This window comes from Methylobacterium sp. PvP105 (genome assembly GCF_017876975.1).
Lineage (GTDB): Bacteria > Pseudomonadota > Alphaproteobacteria > Rhizobiales > Beijerinckiaceae > Methylobacterium > Methylobacterium radiotolerans.
Window position 1 is genome coordinate 5,250,634 of record NZ_JAGIPA010000001.1, and the last position, 17,763, is coordinate 5,268,396.

General features: G+C 68.2%; 11 protein-coding genes and 1 tRNA gene. 1 reads left to right on the forward strand and 11 read right to left on the reverse strand.

Annotated elements, in window-relative coordinates:
* Nucleotides 1-368 precede the first annotated feature (368 nt).
* The 11 genes from rpoC to tuf all read right to left on the reverse strand — a co-directional run bounded on the left by rpoC (nt 369) and on the right by tuf (nt 16,474).
* Nucleotides 369-4,580: a DNA-directed RNA polymerase subunit beta' gene (gene rpoC / locus J3A75_RS25590; protein ID WP_012320771.1), complete on the reverse strand. Its 4,212-nt coding sequence runs from the start codon at nt 4,578-4,580 to the stop codon at nt 369-371.
* Between the two features lie 178 nt (nt 4,581-4,758).
* On the reverse strand, nt 4,759-8,883 hold the full coding sequence (rpoB, locus tag J3A75_RS25595; protein WP_012320772.1) for a DNA-directed RNA polymerase subunit beta: 4,125 nt from the start codon (nt 8,881-8,883) through the stop codon (nt 4,759-4,761).
* A 244-nt stretch (nt 8,884-9,127) separates the two neighbouring features.
* Complete coding sequence (rplL, locus tag J3A75_RS25600; protein WP_012320773.1) at nt 9,128-9,505, reverse strand: 50S ribosomal protein L7/L12; 378 nt, start codon at nt 9,503-9,505, stop codon at nt 9,128-9,130.
* Between the two features lie 49 nt (nt 9,506-9,554).
* A complete protein-coding gene (gene rplJ / locus J3A75_RS25605) occupies nt 9,555-10,073 on the reverse strand; it encodes a 50S ribosomal protein L10 (RefSeq protein WP_012320774.1) in 519 nt (172 codons plus the stop codon).
* Between the two features lie 535 nt (nt 10,074-10,608).
* Nucleotides 10,609-12,252, reverse strand: a complete 1,644-nt coding sequence (locus tag J3A75_RS25610) for a B12-binding domain-containing radical SAM protein (RefSeq protein WP_012320775.1) — start codon at nt 12,250-12,252, stop codon at nt 10,609-10,611.
* 301 nt (nt 12,253-12,553) lie between these two features.
* Nucleotides 12,554-13,252 (reverse strand): 50S ribosomal protein L1, encoded by a 699-nt coding sequence (gene rplA / locus J3A75_RS25615; protein ID WP_012320776.1) that lies wholly within the window; start codon nt 13,250-13,252, stop codon nt 12,554-12,556.
* 11 nt (nt 13,253-13,263) lie between these two features.
* The gene (gene rplK, locus J3A75_RS25620; protein ID WP_012320777.1) at nt 13,264-13,713 is read right to left on the reverse strand and encodes a 50S ribosomal protein L11; all 450 of its coding nucleotides are present in this window, start codon (nt 13,711-13,713) and stop codon (nt 13,264-13,266) included.
* Between the two features lie 217 nt (nt 13,714-13,930).
* Complete coding sequence (nusG, locus tag J3A75_RS25625) at nt 13,931-14,464, reverse strand: transcription termination/antitermination protein NusG (RefSeq protein WP_012320778.1); 534 nt, start codon at nt 14,462-14,464, stop codon at nt 13,931-13,933.
* Nucleotides 14,465-14,522: 58 nt separating this feature from the next.
* Nucleotides 14,523-14,819, reverse strand: a complete 297-nt coding sequence (gene secE, locus J3A75_RS25630) for a preprotein translocase subunit SecE (RefSeq protein WP_012320779.1) — start codon at nt 14,817-14,819, stop codon at nt 14,523-14,525.
* Between the two features lie 182 nt (nt 14,820-15,001).
* Nucleotides 15,002-15,078 (reverse strand) — tRNA-Trp (locus tag J3A75_RS25635).
* A gap of 205 nt (nt 15,079-15,283) precedes the next feature.
* Nucleotides 15,284-16,474, reverse strand: coding sequence for an elongation factor Tu (tuf, locus tag J3A75_RS25640; RefSeq protein WP_012319185.1), 1,191 nt, complete (start codon nt 16,472-16,474; stop codon nt 15,284-15,286).
* Nucleotides 16,475-16,781: 307 nt separating this feature from the next.
* On the opposite strand from tuf, the gene J3A75_RS25645 reads away from it, so the two are divergent.
* On the forward strand, nt 16,782-17,645 hold the full coding sequence (locus tag J3A75_RS25645) for an outer membrane protein (protein WP_012320780.1): 864 nt from the start codon (nt 16,782-16,784) through the stop codon (nt 17,643-17,645).
* The last annotated feature ends 118 nt before the right edge of the window (nt 17,646-17,763 follow it).

Below are 17,763 nucleotides of genomic sequence, written 5' to 3' on the forward strand. Positions count from 1 at the left end.
CCGTCCTCGTCTCGTGCCCACGACGCCAGACCCGCACTCACGCACCCGAACCGGCCCGATCCTCCCCGTTTCCAGGGTGTTTCTGCGGCCGCACGGGATTTATCGCGCGGTATGGTTGAGCCGCCGTTAAGGCCGCACGGTTGCGGGTGTCTCGATCCGCGCTCGGGTTGGCGGCTGCCGTCGACGCGGCCCTCACAGTCACCCTGGGCGGAGCGATGGGGCCCAGGGAAGCGGGACGTCGGGACGCGCGGTGCCGCCCTGGATCGCTTCGCGGCGCCCGCAAAGTCGGCCGCGCCGAGAAAGGCGCGCCACAAAAGGAAAGGGCGGCCCGCAGGCCGCCCTCTCTCGTCTCAGTCCGGCCCGTGATCTTACTCGGCAGCGGCCGGCGGAAGCTCCTCGACCGGCATCGCGCCGCTCTCGGCCTGCTTCTGCTGCAGGATCATCGCGTCGCGGCGGCGGGCGATGGAGCGGATGTCCGCCACCATCGAGCCCGTGCCGGCCGGGATGAGCGAGCCGACGATGACGTTCTCCTTCAGGCCTTCCAGCGTGTCGACCTTTCCGTTGACCGCCGCCTCGGTGAGGACGCGGGTGGTCTCCTGGAACGAGGCCGCCGAGATGAACGACTTCGTCTGCAGCGAAGCCTTGGTGATGCCGAGCAGGACCGGGACGCCCTGGATCGGCTTCTTGCCCTCGGCGAGCAGCTTCTCGTTGTAGTCGGTCAGCTCCGTGCGATCGATCTGGTCGCCCGAGAGGATGTCCGAGTCGCCGCCGTCGGTCACCTCGACCTTCTGCAGCATCTGACGGACGATCACCTCGATGTGCTTGTCGTTGATCGACACGCCCTGCAGCCGGTAGACCTCCTGGATCTCGTTGACGAGGTAGGCCGCGAGTTCCTCCACGCCCTTGATCGCCAGGATGTCGTGCGGCGCCGGGTTGCCGTCGACGATGTAATCGCCGAGCTCGACCACGTCGCCGTCCTGCAGGTGGATGTGCTTGCCCTTCGGGATCAGGTACTCGACCGCCTCCGAGCCGTCATGCGGCGTCAGCGTGAGCCGACGCTTGTTCTTGTAGTCGCGGCCGAACGCGATGGTCCCCGACTTCTCGGCGATGATCGCCGCGTCCTTCGGGCGCCGTGCCTCGAACAGCTCCGCCACCCGCGGCAGACCGCCGGTGATGTCGCGGGTCTTGGCCGAGTCAGTCGAGACGCGGGCGAGGATGTCGCCGGCCTTGACCGTCGCGCCCGGGTCGAAGCCGATGATGGCGTCGACCGGCAGGAAGTAGCGGGCGTCCGAGCCGCGCGGCAGCTTGAGCGCCTTGCCGTCCCGGTCGACCACGACCATCGCGGGCTTCAGGTCCGAGGTCCGGGCCGAGCCGCGCCAGTCGACGACGACGCGCTTGGCGATGCCGGTCGACTCGTCGGTGGTCTCGGTCATGGACTGGCCGTCGACCAGATCCTCGTAGGCCACGATGCCGTCCACCTCGGTGAGGATCGGACGGGTGTAGGGATCCCACTCGGCGATCCGCTGCCCGCGCTTGATCTTGTCACCCTCGTCGACCCGGAGCTTGGCGCCGTACTGCAGGCGGTGGACCGCCCGCTCGACCCCGTCCGACCCGACGATGACGACCGCCACGTTGCGGCCGGTGGCGATCAGATCCCCGTCCGTGTTCTTGGCCACGGCCCGGTTGCGGATCTTGATCGTGCCCTCGAAGCTCGACTCGATGAAGGACGAGTCGGCGATCTGGGCCGCACCACCGATGTGGAAGGTGCGCATCGTGAGCTGCGTGCCCGGCTCGCCGATCGACTGCGCCGCGATGACGCCGACGGCCTCGCCCATGTTGACGGGCGTGCCGCGGGCGAGGTCGCGCCCGTAGCAGGTGGCGCAGACGCCGCTCTTGGTGGCGCAGACCAGCACCGAGCGGATCTTCACCTCCTGGATGCCGGCGGCGTTGATCGCCGGCAGGTGCCGCTCCTCGATGGTCTCGCCGGTCTTGACGATCACCGTGCCGTCGGCGGCCACCAGATCCTCCGCCGTGGCGCGGCCGAGGATGCGGGTGGCGAGCGTCGCCACGACCTGGCCGGCATCCACGATGGCGCGCATCTTGATGCCGCTCGTCGTGCCGCAATCCACCTCGCGGATGACCGCGTCCTGCGCCACGTCGACGAGGCGGCGGGTCAGGTAGCCGGAGTTGGCGGTCTTCAGCGCGGTGTCGGCGAGGCCCTTACGGGCACCGTGCGTGGAGTTGAAGTACTCCAGAACGTCCAGGCCTTCCTTGAAGTTCGAGATGATCGGGGTCTCGATGATCTCGCCCGACGGCTTGGCCATGAGGCCGCGCATCGCCGCGAGCTGCTTCATCTGGGCAGGCGAGCCACGGGCACCCGAGTGGCTCATCATGTAGATCGAGTTGACCTGCTTGTCCGCACCCTTCTCGTCCTTCTGGACGCTGGAGATGCGGCCCATCATCTCGGCGGCCAGCTTGTCCGAGCACTTGGCCCAGGCGTCGACCACCTTGTTGTACTTCTCGCCCTGGGTGATCAGGCCGTCGTTGTACTGCTGCTCGTAATCCTTCACGAGCGCGCGGGTCGTGTCGACGATCGACCACTTGTTCTCCGGCACGACCATGTCGTCCTTGCCGAACGAAATGCCGGCCTTGAACGCGTGGTTGAAGCCGAGCGCCATGATCCGGTCACAGAAGATCACCGACTCCTTCTGACCGCAGTGGCGGTAGACGGTGTCGATCATCGCCGAGATCTCCTTCTTGGTCATCAGCTTGTTGACGACGTCGAAGGGCACCTTGGCGTGCTTCGGCAGGGCGCCGGAGAGGATCACGCGGCCGGGGGTGGTCTCGTAGGTCTTGGTCAGGGGCTCGCCGTCCGGGCCGATGCCGGTCCAGCGCCACTTGATCTTCGAGTGCAGCGACACGGCCTTGGCGGCCAGGGCGTGCTCGAGCTCGCCCATGTCGCCGTAGACGCCCTGCATCGGGTTCTTGGCGTTGTCGGGCTTGTACTCGCCCGGCGCGCCCTCGGCCACGATCGACAGGTAGTAGAGGCCGAGCACGATGTCCTGCGACGGCACGATGATCGGCTGACCGTTGGCCGGGTGCAGGATGTTGTTGGTCGACATCATCAGGACGCGCGCTTCCAGCTGCGCCTCGAGCGACAGCGGGACGTGCACGGCCATCTGGTCGCCGTCGAAGTCGGCGTTGAACGCGGCGCAGACCAGCGGGTGCAGCTGGATCGCCTTGCCCTCGATCAGCTTCGGCTCGAAGGCCTGGATGCCGAGGCGGTGCAGCGTCGGCGCGCGGTTCAGCATCACCGGGTGCTCGCGGATCACCTCATCGAGGATGTCCCAGACCTCCGGCTTCTCCTTCTCGACGAGCTTCTTGGCCTGCTTGACGGTGGCCGAGAACCCCTTGGCGTCGAGGCGCGCGTAGATGAACGGCTTGAACAGCTCCAGCGCCATCTTCTTGGGCAGGCCGCACTGGTGCAGCTTCAGCTCCGGGCCAACCACGATGACCGAGCGGCCCGAGTAGTCGACGCGCTTGCCGAGCAGGTTCTGGCGGAACCGGCCCTGCTTGCCCTTCAGCATGTCGGCGAGCGACTTCAGCGGGCGCTTGTTGGCGCCCGTGATGACGCGGCCGCGGCGGCCGTTGTCGAACAGGGCGTCGACCGCCTCCTGCAGCATCCGCTTCTCGTTGCGGATGATGATGTCGGGCGCGCGCAGCTCGATCAGCCGCTTCAGGCGGTTGTTGCGGTTGATGACGCGGCGGTACAGATCGTTGAGGTCGGAGGTCGCGAAGCGGCCGCCGTCCAGCGGGACCAGCGGGCGCAGGTCCGGCGGGATCACCGGCACGACCGTGAGGATCATCCATTCCGGCTTGTTGCCGGACATCTGGAAGGCCTCGATGATCTTGAGCCGCTTCAGGAGCTTCTTGGGCTTCAGCTCCGAGGTGGTGACCGCGATCTCCTCGCGCAGATCGTTGGCGATCTTGTCGAGGTCGAGCTCCTGCAGGATGCGCCGGATGGCCTCGGCGCCGATCATGGCGGTGAACGAGTCCTCGCCGTACTCCTCCTGCGCGCGCAGGTACTCCTCCTCCGACAGGAGCTGACGCTCCTTCAAGGGGGTGAGGCCCGGCTCGATGACGCAGTACGACTCGAAGTACAGGATCCGCTCAAGGTCCTTGAGCGCCATGTCGAGCAGCAAGCCGATGCGGCTCGGCAGCGACTTCAGGAACCAGATGTGCGCGACGGGGGCGGCCAGCTCGATGTGGCCCATGCGGTCGCGCCGGACGCGCGCGAGGGTGACCTCGACGCCGCACTTCTCGCAGATGACGCCCTTGTACTTCATGCGCTTGTACTTGCCGCACAAGCACTCGTAGTCCTTGATCGGTCCGAAGATGCGCGCGCAGAACAGGCCGTCGCGCTCGGGCTTGAAGGTCCGGTAGTTGATGGTCTCGGGCTTCTTGATCTCGCCGTACGACCAGGAGAGGATCTTCTCCGGGGACGAGATCGAGATCTTGATCTGGTCGAAGCTGACCGGCTGGGCCTGCTGGTTGAAAAGGTTCATGACCTCTTGGTTCATGATCCGCTCCTTGTTGACGCCGGCAGCCCCGCGCCGGGCCACCGCGTCCTGAAAAAGATCCGGCGCCGCGCCCCGCACGGGCGCTGCTCACCGTCGTCGAACCTCGGAAGGCCCCTCCCCTTCCCGCTCGACCGTGGCGGCGGAGATCCGCCGCCACGGGAGGTGTGGTTCTCTTGGCTTACTCGGCCGCGTCCGCCGGCGGCTCCAGCTGGTCGTTGGCCGCCTTCTTGGAGGAGGTGAGCTCGACGTTGAGGCCGAGCGAGCGCATCTCCTTGACGAGCACGTTGAACGACTCGGGGATGCCGGCCTCGAACGTGTCGTCGCCGCGGACGATCGCCTCGTAGACCTTGGTGCGGCCGGCCACGTCGTCCGACTTCACCGTGAGCATCTCCTGCAGCGTGTAGGCCGCGCCGTAGGCCTCGAGCGCCCAGACCTCCATCTCGCCGAAGCGCTGGCCGCCGAACTGCGCCTTGCCGCCCAGCGGCTGCTGGGTGACGAGCGAGTACGGGCCGATCGAGCGCGCGTGGATCTTGTCGTCCACGAGGTGGTGGAGCTTCAGCATGTAGATGTAGCCCATGGTGACCTTGCGGTCGAAGGGCTCGCCGGTGCGCCCGTCGTAGAGCGTCGACTGCGCCGAGCGGTCCAGCCCGGCCATCTCCAGCATCTGCTCGATGTCGGCCTCCTTGGCGCCGTTGAAGACCGGGGTGGCCATCGGCACGCCGCGGCGGACGTTGTTGCCGGCCTCGGCCAGCTCCTCGTCCGTCAGGCCGTCGAGCTCGCCGGGGGAGTAGATCGCCTTCATCTCCTCCCGCAGCGGCGCGATGTCCTGGGTCTTCAGATAGGCATCCACCGCCTTCGACACCTTGCGACCCAGGCCCGCAGCCGCCCAGCCCAGGTGCGTCTCCAGGATCTGCCCGACGTTCATGCGCGAGGGCACGCCCAGCGGGTTGAGCACGATGTCGGCGTGCGTCCCGTCCTCCAGGAACGGCATGTCCTCGATCGGCACGATCCGCGACACGACACCCTTGTTGCCGTGACGGCCGGCCATCTTGTCGCCCGGCTGGATCTTGCGCTTCACCGCCACGAAGACCTTGACCATCTTCATGACGCCGGGGGGCAACTCGTCGCCGCGCTGCAGCTTCTCGACCTTGTCGAGGAAGCGCTGCTCGAGGCGCTTCTTCGACTCGTCGTACTGCTTCTGCATCGCCTCCATCTCGGTCATGAGACGGTCGTCGATGACGGCGAACTGCCACCACTGCGAGCGCGGGTAGTCGTTGATCAGCTCGCGGGTGAGCGTGGTGTCCTTCTTGAAGCCCTTCGGGCCGGCCACCGGCGCCTGACCGATCAGCACGTCCGCCAGGCGGGCGTAGGTGTTGCGGTCGAGGATCGCCTGCTCGTCGTCGCGGTCTTTGGCGAGCCGCTCGATCTCCTCGCGCTCGATTGCCTGGGCGCGCTCGTCCTTGTCGACGCCGTGGCGGTTGAACACCCGGACCTCGACGATCGTGCCGGTGACGCCCGGCGGCACCCGCAGCGAGGTGTCGCGCACGTCCGAGGCCTTCTCGCCGAAGATGGCGCGGAGCAGCTTCTCCTCCGGCGTCATCGGGCTCTCGCCCTTCGGGGTGATCTTGCCGACGAGGATGTCGCCGGCATTCACCTCGGCACCGATGTAGACGATGCCGGCCTCGTCGAGGTTCTTGAGCGCCTCCTCGGAGACGTTCGGGATGTCGCGGGTGATCTCCTCTGGCCCGAGCTTGGTGTCGCGGGCCATCACCTCGAACTCCTCGATGTGGATCGAGGTGAACACGTCATCCTTCACGATCCGCTCGGAGAGCAGGATCGAGTCCTCGAAGTTGTAGCCGTTCCACGGCATGAACGCGACGAGCACGTTCCGGCCGAGCGCCAGCTCGCCGAACTCGGTCGAGGGACCGTCGGCGATGATCTCGCCCTTCTTCACGAACTCGCCGACGCGGACCAGCGGCTTCTGCGTGATGCAGGTCGACTGGTTGGAGCGCTGGAACTTCTGCAGGCGGTAGATGTCGACGCCGGGCTTGTTGGCGTCGGCCTCCTCGGTGGCGCGGATGACGATACGGGTGGCGTCCACCTGATCGATGATGCCGGCCCGGCGGGCCGCGATGGCGGCGCCGGAATCGCGGGCGACCACCGCCTCCATGCCGGTGCCCACGAACGGGGCGTCGGCGCGGACCAGCGGCACCGCCTGGCGCTGCATGTTCGAGCCCATGAGCGCGCGGTTGGCGTCGTCGTTCTCGAGGAACGGGATCAGCGCCGCGGCCACCGAGACGAGCTGCTTCGGCGACACGTCCATGAGGTCGACGCGCTCGGGACCCACGACGATCACCTCGCCGGCCCGGCGGCAGACCACGAGGTCCTCCGTGAGCTTGCGGTTCTCGTCCATCTGGGCGTTCGCCTGGGCGACGTAGTACTTCGCCTCCTCCATGGCCGAGAGGTAGGCGACCTCGTCGGTGACCACGCCGTCGCGCACGCGCCGGAACGGGGTCTCGATGAAGCCGTACTTGTTCACCCGCGCGAAGGTCGCGAGCGAGTTGATCAGGCCGATGTTCGGGCCTTCCGGCGTCTCGATCGGGCAGATGCGGCCGTAGTGCGTCGGGTGCACGTCGCGCACCTCGAAGCCGGCGCGCTCGCGGGTCAGACCGCCCGGGCCGAGGGCCGAGAGGCGGCGCTTGTGCGTCACCTCGGACAGCGGGTTGGTCTGGTCCATGAACTGCGACAGCTGCGACGAGCCGAAGAACTCGCGCACGGCCGCGGCCGCGGGCTTCGCGTTGATCAGGTCCTGCGGCATGACCGTGTCGATGTCGACCTGGCTCATGCGCTCGCGGATGGCGCGCTCCATGCGCAGGAGACCCAGGCGGTACTGGTTCTCCATGAGCTCGCCCACCGAGCGGACGCGGCGGTTGCCGAGGTGGTCGATGTCGTCGACCTCGCCCTTGCCGTCGCGCAGCTCCACGAGCGCCTTGACCACCGCCAGCATGTCCTCCTTGCGGAGCGTGCGCACGGTGTCGGCGGCGTCGAGGTCGAGACGCATGTTCATCTTCACGCGGCCGACCGCCGAGAGGTCGTAGCGCTCGGAATCGAAGAACAGCGAGTGGAACATCGCCTCGGCGGTCTCGAGGGTCGGCGGCTCGCCCGGGCGCATGACCCGGTAGATGTCGAACAGCGCGCCCTCGCGGTTGGAATTCTTGTCCACCGCCAGCGTGTTGCGGATGTACGGGCCGATGTTGACGTGGTCGATGTCGAGCACCGGCAGCTCGGTGATCCCGACCTCCTCCAGGCTCTTCAGGAGCTTGTCGGTGACCTCCTCGCCGGCCTCGGCCCAGATCTCACCGGTCTGGGCGTTGACGAGGTCCTCGGCGACGTACTGGCCGACGAGATCCTCGTCGGTCGCCTTGAGGAACTTGGTGCCCTTCTCGGTGATCTGGCGGGCGTTGCGGGCGTTGAGCTTCTTGCCGGCCTCGAGCACGACCTCGCCGGAATCGGCGTCGATCAGGTCGACGGTGGCCTTCATGCCCTTCATGCGCTCGGCGTCGAACGGCACGCGCCAGTCGGCGCCGTCCCGGTCGTAGACGACCTTGTTGTAGAAGGTCGACAGGATCTCCTCGCCGTCGAGGCCGAGCGCGTAGAGCAGCGACGTCGCCGGCAGCTTGCGCTTCCGGTCGATGCGGACGTGCACGATGTCCTTGGCGTCGAACTCGACGTCGAGCCAGGAGCCCCGGTACGGGATGATGCGGGCGGCGAACAGGAGCTTGCCCGAGGAGTGGGTCTTGCCCTTGTCGTGGTCGAAGAACACGCCCGGCGAGCGGTGCATCTGCGAGACGATGACGCGCTCGGTGCCGTTGACGATGAAGGTGCCGTTCTCCGTCATCAGGGGCATGTCGCCCATGTAGACGTCCTGCTCCTTGATGTCCTTGACCGACTTGGCCTGGGTGTCGGGATCGACATCGAACACGATGAGGCGCAGCGTGACCTTCAGCGGCGCCGCGAAGGTGATGCCGCGCTGGCGGCACTCGTCCACGTCGTACTTGGGCGCCTCGAAGGTGTAGCGCACGAACTCCAGGAGCGCCGTGGAGGCGAAGTCGGAGATCGGGAACACCGACTTGAACACGCTCTGCAGCCCCTCGTCGGCGCGCCCGCCCTCGGGCTCGTCGACCATCAGGAACTGGTCGTAGGACGCCTTCTGAACCTCGATGAGGTTCGGCATCTCGGCAACTTCCTTGATCTTGCCGAAGAACTTCCGAATGCGCTTGCGACCGACCAGCGTGTTGGCCATGTGACCTCGCTCCTACCCGCGTGCCTCGCGCCCGGGGAAGCGTTCCCGAAAGGGACCTCCCGCACCGGGCCGTGACGCGCGCCCCGCCGAGCCGCGCCACCGATCCGAATCTCTTGCCGGTCCCTCGCGGGACCATCCGCCGAAGCGGCCTAAAGCCCGCGGGCGCTGACCCGCGGGCTCCGGTCACGACAGGCTCGCGCGGAGCCTCCGTGGGGTGATGGGCCGGGACCGGCCCATCGTCGACTTACTTGAGCTCGATCTTGGCGCCGGCCTTCTCGAGCTGGGCCTTGAGCTTCTCGGCCTCGTCCTTGGCGACGCCTTCCTTGACCGGCTTCGGCGCGCCCTCGACCAGGTCCTTGGCCTCCTTGAGGCCGAGGCCGGTGATCGCGCGGACCTCCTTGATGACCTCGATCTTCTTGTCGCCCGCGGAGGCGAGGACGACCGTGAACTCGGTCTGCTCCTCGACGGCGGCGGCGGCACCACCGGCGGCCGGGCCGGCGGCGACGGCGACGGCAGCGGCGGCCGAGACGCCCCACTTCTCCTCGAGCATCTTGGCCAGGTCAGCGGCCTCGAGCACGGTCAGCGAGGACAGGTCGTCGACGAGCTTGGCGAGATCAGCCATTTTGAATTCCTCTCAGATATCGGTTTGAATGGATGGATTTTGAAGGGCCTCAGGCGGCCTCGTCCTTCTTGGCATAGGCCCCGAACACGCGGGCGAGCTTGGAAGCCGGCGCGTTGACGACCTGAGCGATCTTCGTCGCGGGCGCCTGCACGAGGCCCACGATCTTGGCGCGCAGTTCGTCGAGGGACGGGAGCGAGGCGAGCGCCTTCACGCCGTCCGGGTTCAGGGCGGTCTTCCCCATCGCGCCGCCGAGGATCACGAGCTTGTCGTTAGCCTTGGCGAAATCGACCGCGACCTTCGCGGCAGCGACCGGATCGCCGGAATAGGCGAGCAGGGTCGGGCCCTTCAGGAGCGGCTTGATGGAGGCGACGTCCGTGCCATCGAGTGCGATGCCGGCGAGGCTGTTCTTGGCGACCTTCACGGTGGCGCCGGCCTGCTTCATCTGCGCGCGCAGCTTCTGCATGTCGGCGACCGTGAGGCCCTTGTAGTGGGCCACGACGACGACGGCGCTCTCATTGAACACGCCGTTGAGCGTCGAGACGAGATCAGCTTTAGCTGTCCGGTCCACTGGGCTCTCTCCGGTTGGCGGAACCCGGTCTCGGGTCCGCCGGTTGCACATGCCGCCCGGACGTGGTCTCGGCCTTAAGGAAGACCGGGAACGTCCGAACGACGCTTCGCGGCCCTGTCCCCGCGCGCACCCTTCCGGGCCGCCTCGGGCGAGTTGGTTCAAACCGACACCCCTCCGCGGCCGGGGCCGGGCGAGGCTTTACGAATTCGGTCTTCCCCGTCTGTGCAGGCTGGCGGATTAAGCCGGCGAACCGGCACCTGCAGTCTCGGACAGGACATGGCCGGACAAGGCTCCGCGGGGCTCGTCGCCCCTGGGATCCTTCCGGCCAGTGCCACCCGGTTGCCCGGGCGACATTTCGAGCGGAAACCGGCCGATCGGCCGTTCTCCTTCCGTGAGGATGAAATGCGTGAGGCGCGGTGTATAGAGCCTAGCAAGCCGCCTGCCAAGGGCCGGAACGCGACTTTTCCGCCGCAGGCAAGGACTTGCTCGGGAGCCCTGCCGCTGCTGCATCGCTCCGACGGGCCCGGGACCCGGGCTACGCCGCCTCGCGCTCCGGCACGAGCTTGCGCCGCGCCGCCTCCCACCAGCTCCGGTCGCGGGCGGCCTTCGCCTCCGCGGCCTTCGCGGCGTAGAACGAGGCGTTGTGCTCGCCGCGCAGGGCCTCGCGGGTGAAGCGGATCAGGTGGTGGGCCACGAAGCCCATGTTGAACACCGCCTCGATCTGCCCGCGCTTCAGCGCGTAGCCGGCCGCGCTCCAGAACGGCTTGCGGTAGTCGGAGAAGATCCCGACCCGGGTGATGATGTTGAAGCCCAGGATCAGGCCGCGGCGCAGGTTGGTGAAGGTCAGCTTGCCGGCCGTCGGCGTGGTGATCCGGTTCGGGTAGGTCACCGCGCACTGGTGCTTGAACCGCTCGAAGATCTTCTCGGGCTCGTAGGCGTGCGCGATCGCCCGGCGCCAGCTGCTCACCACCGAATCGTGGGGCCGCTTGAACAGCACGTTCGACTCGAGGCTGGCGTCGTGCAGCAGCCGACCCTCGCGCTCCAGCCGGTCCCAGAGCGGGGTCTTGGGCAGCGCCTGGAGCAGGTTGATGGTCAGGACAGGGATGGCCGAGCGGTCGATGAAGTCGATCAGGTTCTGCTCGGACTTGTCGGTGTCGGAGTCGAGACCGAGGATGATGCCGGAGGTCACCTCCAGGCCGTAGGAATTGAGGGTCTCGATCGCCTCGTACATCGGCACGGCGGCGTTGTGGGTCTTGTCGATGCCCTTGAGCGCCTCCGCCTCCGGCGTCTCGATGCCGACGAACACCGTCATGAAGTTGGCCTGCCGCATCAGCTCGAGGATCTCGGGCTGCTTGGCCATGTTCAGCGTCGCCTCGCAGGCGAACTGGAGCGGGTAGTTGTTCTTCTTCTGCCACGCGACGAGGTGCGGCAGCATCTCGCGCGTCGCCTTGCGGTTGCCGATGAAATTGTCGTCGACGAAGTAGACCACCGCCGGATGGCCCGGCTGGCTGACGATGGCGTCGAGTTCGGCGCACATCTGCTCGGGACTCTTCAGGCGGGGCTGGCGGCCGTAGAGCTGCGGGATGTCGCAGAACTCGCAGCGGTAGGGGCAGCCCGAGGAGAACTGCAGCGAGCCGATCAGGTAGCGCTTGAGCGGCGCGTGCTCGTAGGCCGGGGCCGGGAAGTCGGCGAGCGCGAGGCGGTCCTTCGTCTCCAGCACCACCTGGTCGGGCGGTGGGGTGACGTCGCCGTCGAGGCGCGCGACGAGCTGGTCGGTGGCGTCGCCGATCTCGCCGATATGGAGGTAGTCGAAGTCGCCGTACTTCTCCGGGGCGCCCGAGACCGAGGGGCCGCCCAGCACCGTGACCTTGCCGGCGGCGCGGGCGCGGTCGCGGATGTCGTGGATTTGCGGCTCCTGGATGTGCATCCCGGAGACGAAGACCGCGTCGGCCCAGGCGAAGTCGGCCGGGCCGGCGCGGCGGATATTCTCATCGATGAACCGGCATTCCCACGCCTCGGGCATGTAGGCCGCGATCAGCAGCAGCCCCTGCGGCGGCATGAACGCCTTCACCCCGCCCATCAGCGGGTAGGCGTGGGAGAATGTCCCGAAGGACGGCGTGTAGGCGGGAAAGACGCACAGGATGCGTCGCTTGGAGGTGACCGTCAGGGTGCATCGCATGGCGCCCTATCTAGCACAGCCGCGGCCGTTGGCGCCCCCCTCGGCGGTTAAGAATGGCGTGAGGAGCGCGGGCCCGGTGGCGGCCACCGCGGCTTGTCTTCCTGCCGAGGCCCGGGCCGTATCGCGCCGGCGCCCTTCGTACCCGCGACGGGGATACGCGCGGTGCGACACCGCCCCGCTCCGGGGCGGCGGGGGGTCTCGGCGGGACCCGCTCCGGGATCCGGTGCGAGCCCCCCCACGAACGGAGAACGCCCGGCCGTTCCCGGCCGGGCGCTCCGCAGCGTGGACGCTGTGCCTCGCCTCAGGCGGTCAGAACGGTGTTCGGCTCGACCTTCACGCCCGGGCCCATCGTCGAGGTGACGGCGATGCGCTGGACGTAGGTGCCCTTGGCGCCCGCGGGCTTCGCCTTGGCGACGGCGTCCGCGAAGGCCTTGATGTTCTCGACGAGCTTGTCGGCGTCGAACGAGACCTTGCCGACGCCGGCGTGGACGATGCCGGCCTTCTCGACGCGGAACTCGACCGAGCCGCCCTTGGCGCCGGCGACGGCGCCCTTCACGTCCATGGTGACGGTGCCGACCTTCGGGTTCGGCATCAGGCCGCGCGGGCCCAGCACCTTACCGAGACGGCCGACCAGCGGCATCATGTCGGGGGTCGCGATGCAGCGATCGAACTCGATCTTGCCGCCCTGCACGATCTCGAGGAGATCCTCGGCACCGACGATGTCGGCACCGGCCGCGCGGGCGTCGTCCGCCTTCGCGCCGCGGGCGAAGACCGCCACGCGCACCGTCCGGCCGGAGCCGTTCGGCAGGTTGCAGACGCCGCGGACCATCTGGTCGGCGTGGCGGGGATCGACGCCGAGGTTCATCGAGACCTCGACGGTCTCGTCGAACTTCGCGGTCGCCCGCTCCTTCACCAGCTTGATCGCCTCGTCGAGGGCGTAGAGCTTGGTCGCCTCGATGCCCTCGCGGGCGGCGCGGATGCGCTTGCCTTCCTTAGCCATGCTGCCCTCCCTTACGCGACGACTTCGAGGCCCATGGCCCGCGCGGAGCCACGGATCATCGCGACGGCCGATTCGACCGTGTCGCAGTTGAGGTCGGGCATCTTCTTCTCGGCGATCTCGCGGAGCTGCGCTTCCGAGATCTTGCCGACCGTCGGGCCCTTGCCCGGGGTCTTGGAGCCGGAGGCCGGCTTCTTGCCGAGCTTCAGGCCGGCGGCCTTCTTCAGGAAGAAGGTGACCGGGGGCTGCTTCATCTCGAAGGTGAAGGAGCGGTCCTGATACGCGGTGATGATCACCGGGATCGGGGTGCCCTTCTCCATCTGCGCGGTCTTCGCGTTGAAGGCCTTGCAGAATTCCATGATGTTGAGGCCGCGCTGACCGAGCGCGGGGCCGATCGGCGGCGACGGGTTGGCGGCGCCGGCCGGGACCTGAAGCTTCACGTAGCCCGTGATCTTCTTCGCCATGGGACTGCTCCCAATGAGAATCCGCCCCCACGCGGCCTGAAGCGCGGCGGGTCGGACGGTTGCAGGTCGCGGTGCGAGCCGTGGATCCCGGAGGCGAAGCCGGGCGGTTCTCCCGCGGATGGTGCCGCATCCTCACCGGGATGCGGCGGTTTCGCGGCCGCCGCGGGGCGACGGCCGGAACGGGCGGGCGGCCGGAGAGCCGCCGCGATCAGGAGGCTCAGGCCTTCTCGACCTGGGCGTATTCGAGCTCGACCGGCGTGGCGCGGCCGAAGATCGACACCGCCACCTTGAGGCGGGAGCGGGCGTCGTCGATCTCCTCGACGGTGCCGTTGAAGCTGGCGAACGGGCCGTCGGCGACACGGACGGTCTCGCCGATCTCGAAGGAGATCGAGGGCTTCGGCCGGTCGACGCCCTCGGCGACCTGGCCCTTGATCCGCTCGGCCTCGGCGTCCGGGATCGGCACCGGCTTCGACTTGTCGGCGCCGAGGAAGCCCGTGACCTTCGGGGTGTTCTTGATCAGGTGGTAGACCTCGTCGGTGAGGTCGCACTTCACCAGCACGTAGCCGGGGAAGAACTTGCGCTCGGCGTCGACCTTCCGGCCGCGGCGCACCTCCACGACCTTCTCGGTCGGGACCATCACCTCGTCGAACAGCTCGGTCAGCCCGCGCTGGGCCGCCTGGTCCTTGATGGACTGGGCGACCTTGTTCTCGAAGTTCGAGTAGGCGTGGACGATGTACCAGCGCTTCGACACGGTTCCGTTCAACTCCGACAAGTCCCCGGGGTCACCCCCGTTCGGCGGCGAGCCGCCCTCAGACGCCCAGGATCAGGCCGACCACGAAGCGCAGGGCCTGGTCCACGACCGTGAAGAACAGGCTCGCGGCCACGACCATGACGAACACCATGATCGTCGTGATCGTGGTCTCCCGGCGGGTCGGCCACGTGACCTTGCGGGCCTCGTCGCGCACCTGGGCGAAGAACTCGCCCGGCGTGGCGCGCTTCTGCGGCGCGCGGGCGGGGGTCGCGGGCCGGGCGGGCGGCGGATTCGCGGGACCGCGGGCCGCGCCGCGCACCAGGTCCACCTTCTTGGTCGCTTCGTTCGATGCCATGGCGCCAGTATCTGTGCGTGTTCGGCCCCGAGGCAGAGACCGCATCCGGGAATGCGAACGTCGGCGCCGAGGACCCGGATGGGCCCGCACCGACGGTCGCTTCAGATCTCGGATTGCGCCCGCTCTAGCGCAACTCCCCCGGCTTGTCGACCGGGCCACCGCGCGGGATCGGGCTGAATGTCTGGCAGGAGTGGAGGGACTCGAACCCGCAACCTCCGGTTTTGGAGACCGGCGCTCTGACCAGTTGAGCTACACTCCTAGCGCACCGCCCAATGCCCCATCGCGGCGCGGCTTGCAAGGGGTCGCGCGCGGGAAGTGGCCGGGAAGGGGGCGGGGAGCGGCAGGGAAGCGGCCGGGAAGCGACGCCGATCGGCTCTGCCCCCCGAAACGACGACGCCGGCCCCCGTCGAGACGGGGACCGGCGCCGGAGAGGCGGGGCGGCGCGCGCCGCCCCGGCAGCGGGCTCAGTCGTTGATGGCGGCGACGACGCCGGCGCCGACGGTGCGGCCGCCCTCGCGGATGGCGAAGCGCAGCTTCTCCTCCATGGCCACCGGCACGATCAGCGCCACGTCCATGGTCACGTTGTCGCCCGGCATCACCATCTCGGTGCCCTCGGGGAGCGTGCAGATCCCGGTCACGTCCGTGGTCCGGAAGTAGAACTGCGGCCGGTAGTTGGTGAAGAACGGCGTGTGGCGGCCGCCCTCCTCCTTGGTCAGGATGTACGCCTCGGCCTTGAACTTCGAGTGCGGCTTCACCGAACCCGGCTTGCACACCACCTGGCCGCGCTCCACGTCCTCGCGCTTCGTGCCGCGCAGCAGCACGCCGACGTTGTCGCCCGCCTGGCCCTGGTCGAGCAGCTTGCGGAACATCTCGACGCCGGTCACCGTCGTCTTGGTGGTCGCCCGGATGCCGACGATCTCGACTTCCTCGCCCACCTTCACGATGCCGCGCTCGACGCGACCCGTCACCACCGTGCCGCGGCCCGAGATCGAGAACACGTCCTCGATCGGCATCAGGAACGGCATGTCGATCGGACGCTCCGGCTGCGGGATGTAGGCGTCCACGGTCGCCATCAGCGCCAGGACCGCCTCCTTGCCGATCTTCGGCTCCTTGTCCTCGAGCGCCATCAGCGCCGAGCCCTTGGTGATCGGGATGTCGTCGCCGGGGAAGTCGTACTTCGACAGCAGCTCGCGCACCTCGAGCTCGACCAGCTCCAGCAGCTCCTCGTCGTCGACCATGTCGACCTTGTTGAGGAACACCACCAGCGCCGGCACGCCGACCTGGCGGGCCAGCAGGATGTGCTCGCGGGTCTGCGGCATCGGGCCGTCGGCCGCCGACACAACCAGGATCGCGCCGTCCATCTGCGCCGCGCCCGTGATCATGTTCTTCACGTAGTCGGCGTGGCCGGGGCAGTCGACGTGCGCGTAGTGACGGTTCTGCGTCTCGTACTCCACGTGCGCCGTCGAGATCGTGATCCCGCGCGCCTTCTCCTCAGGCGCCTTGTCGATCTGGTCGTAGGCCGTGAACGTCGCCCCGCCCGTCTCGGCCAGAACCTTCGTGATCGCCGCCGTCAGAGACGTCTTGCCGTGATCGACGTGGCCGATCGTGCCAATGTTGCAGTGCGGCTTGGTGCGGGAGAACTTTTCCTTGCCCATGATTCCCATTCCTGCGGCGGGGACCACGCAAGGGCCCCGAATCCTGGTCAGCCGCCCCGAAGTTCCGACAGGGGCGAAAAACGCGGTCCGCTTAGAGGGTCGGCCGCCAGGGATCAAGCTCCGCGACGCGCGGGGGCCCGCCGACGGCCCCGCTGTCAAGCCACGGCGACGAGTCTTGAACGTCGAAACATCAATCACAGGCAGTATCGGCGCCGCTTTCGCGCCACAGTGTGGCTTCGCGGGCATAGCGGGATCCGTGCGGCCGAGCTTAAGTGGCGACAACAACGCGTCACCTCGGACCCCCGCCATGATGAAGAAGCTCCTCCTCGCCACCGCCGCGACGGCCCTGGTCACGACGGCCGCCTCCGCCGCCGACCTGCCGCGTCGCGCCGCGCCGCCGCCGGTCTTCACGCCGGTGCCGGTCTTCACCTGGACGGGCTTCTACGCCGGTCTCGAGTCGGCCTACACCTTCACCGACCGTGAGCGCATCACGACCGTCGGCGTCCAGCCCGGCAACGCCACCAACGTCGCCCTCGGCCGCCGCCCGTTCGCGACCTCGACCACGCAGGACGGCTTCGCCAACATCGGCGGCACCGCCGGCTACAACTACCAGTTCACGCCGGGCGCCGGCATCGTCGTCGGTATCGCCAACAGCATCGACTGGACGGACATCACCAAGAACCGGGTCGTGCTCGGCACCGGCAACGTCGCCGGCGGCCCGCCGAACATCAGCCAGTTCCGCCAGAGCCTCGACTGGCTCGGCACCCTCACCGGCCGCGTCGGCTACGCCTTCGACCGCGTCCTGGTCTACGGGATGGGCGGCCTCGCCTACGGCAACGTGTTCCACGACGCCAACTTCTACACCCCGGGCGGCCGCCTGCAGTTCGCCGGCCGCTACGACGACTTCAAGACCGGCTTCGCCTACGGCGGCGGCATCGAGTTCGCGCTGCCCACCGACAGCTTCCTGAACACCTTCGCGCTCGGCCGTTACATCGGCATCAAGTACGACGCCATCACGGTGAAGGCCGAGTACCTGCACTACGACCTCGGCAGCCAGAACGTGCTCGTCGGCGCGGTCCCGGGCGTGGGCAACGGCGCGTACATCTCGCGCTTCCGCACCGAGGGCAGCATCGTCCGCGCCGGCTTCAACTACAAGTTCGGCGGCCTCTGAGTCAGTCGACGCCGGGGGCTCCCCGGCGGATCCGAGCGAGGGCGGGTGCCGGTGTCGGCGCCCGCCCTTTTTCGTGGCTCACGCACCGTGCGGCCGGCGCGTCCGCGCGGACCGCCGC

Excerpts from the sequence above, each read along its gene's own strand:
- rpoC (WP_012320771.1), bottom strand. The coding sequence starts at position 4,580 with ATGAACCAAGAGGTCATGAACCTTTTCAACCAGCAGGCCCAGCCGGTC.
- rpoB (WP_012320772.1), bottom strand. The coding sequence starts at position 8,883 with ATGGCCAACACGCTGGTCGGTCGCAAGCGCATTCGGAAGTTCTTCGGC.
- rplL (WP_012320773.1), bottom strand. The coding sequence starts at position 9,505 with ATGGCTGATCTCGCCAAGCTCGTCGACGACCTGTCCTCGCTGACCGTG.
- J3A75_RS25610 (WP_012320775.1), bottom strand. The coding sequence starts at position 12,252 with ATGCGATGCACCCTGACGGTCACCTCCAAGCGACGCATCCTGTGCGTC.
- rplA (WP_012320776.1), bottom strand. The coding sequence starts at position 13,252 with ATGGCTAAGGAAGGCAAGCGCATCCGCGCCGCCCGCGAGGGCATCGAG.
- rplK (WP_012320777.1), bottom strand. The coding sequence starts at position 13,713 with ATGGCGAAGAAGATCACGGGCTACGTGAAGCTTCAGGTCCCGGCCGGC.
- secE (WP_012320779.1), bottom strand. The coding sequence starts at position 14,819 with ATGGCATCGAACGAAGCGACCAAGAAGGTGGACCTGGTGCGCGGCGCG.
- tuf (WP_012319185.1), bottom strand. The coding sequence starts at position 16,474 with ATGGGCAAGGAAAAGTTCTCCCGCACCAAGCCGCACTGCAACATTGGC.
- J3A75_RS25645 (WP_012320780.1), top strand. The coding sequence starts at position 16,782 with ATGATGAAGAAGCTCCTCCTCGCCACCGCCGCGACGGCCCTGGTCACG.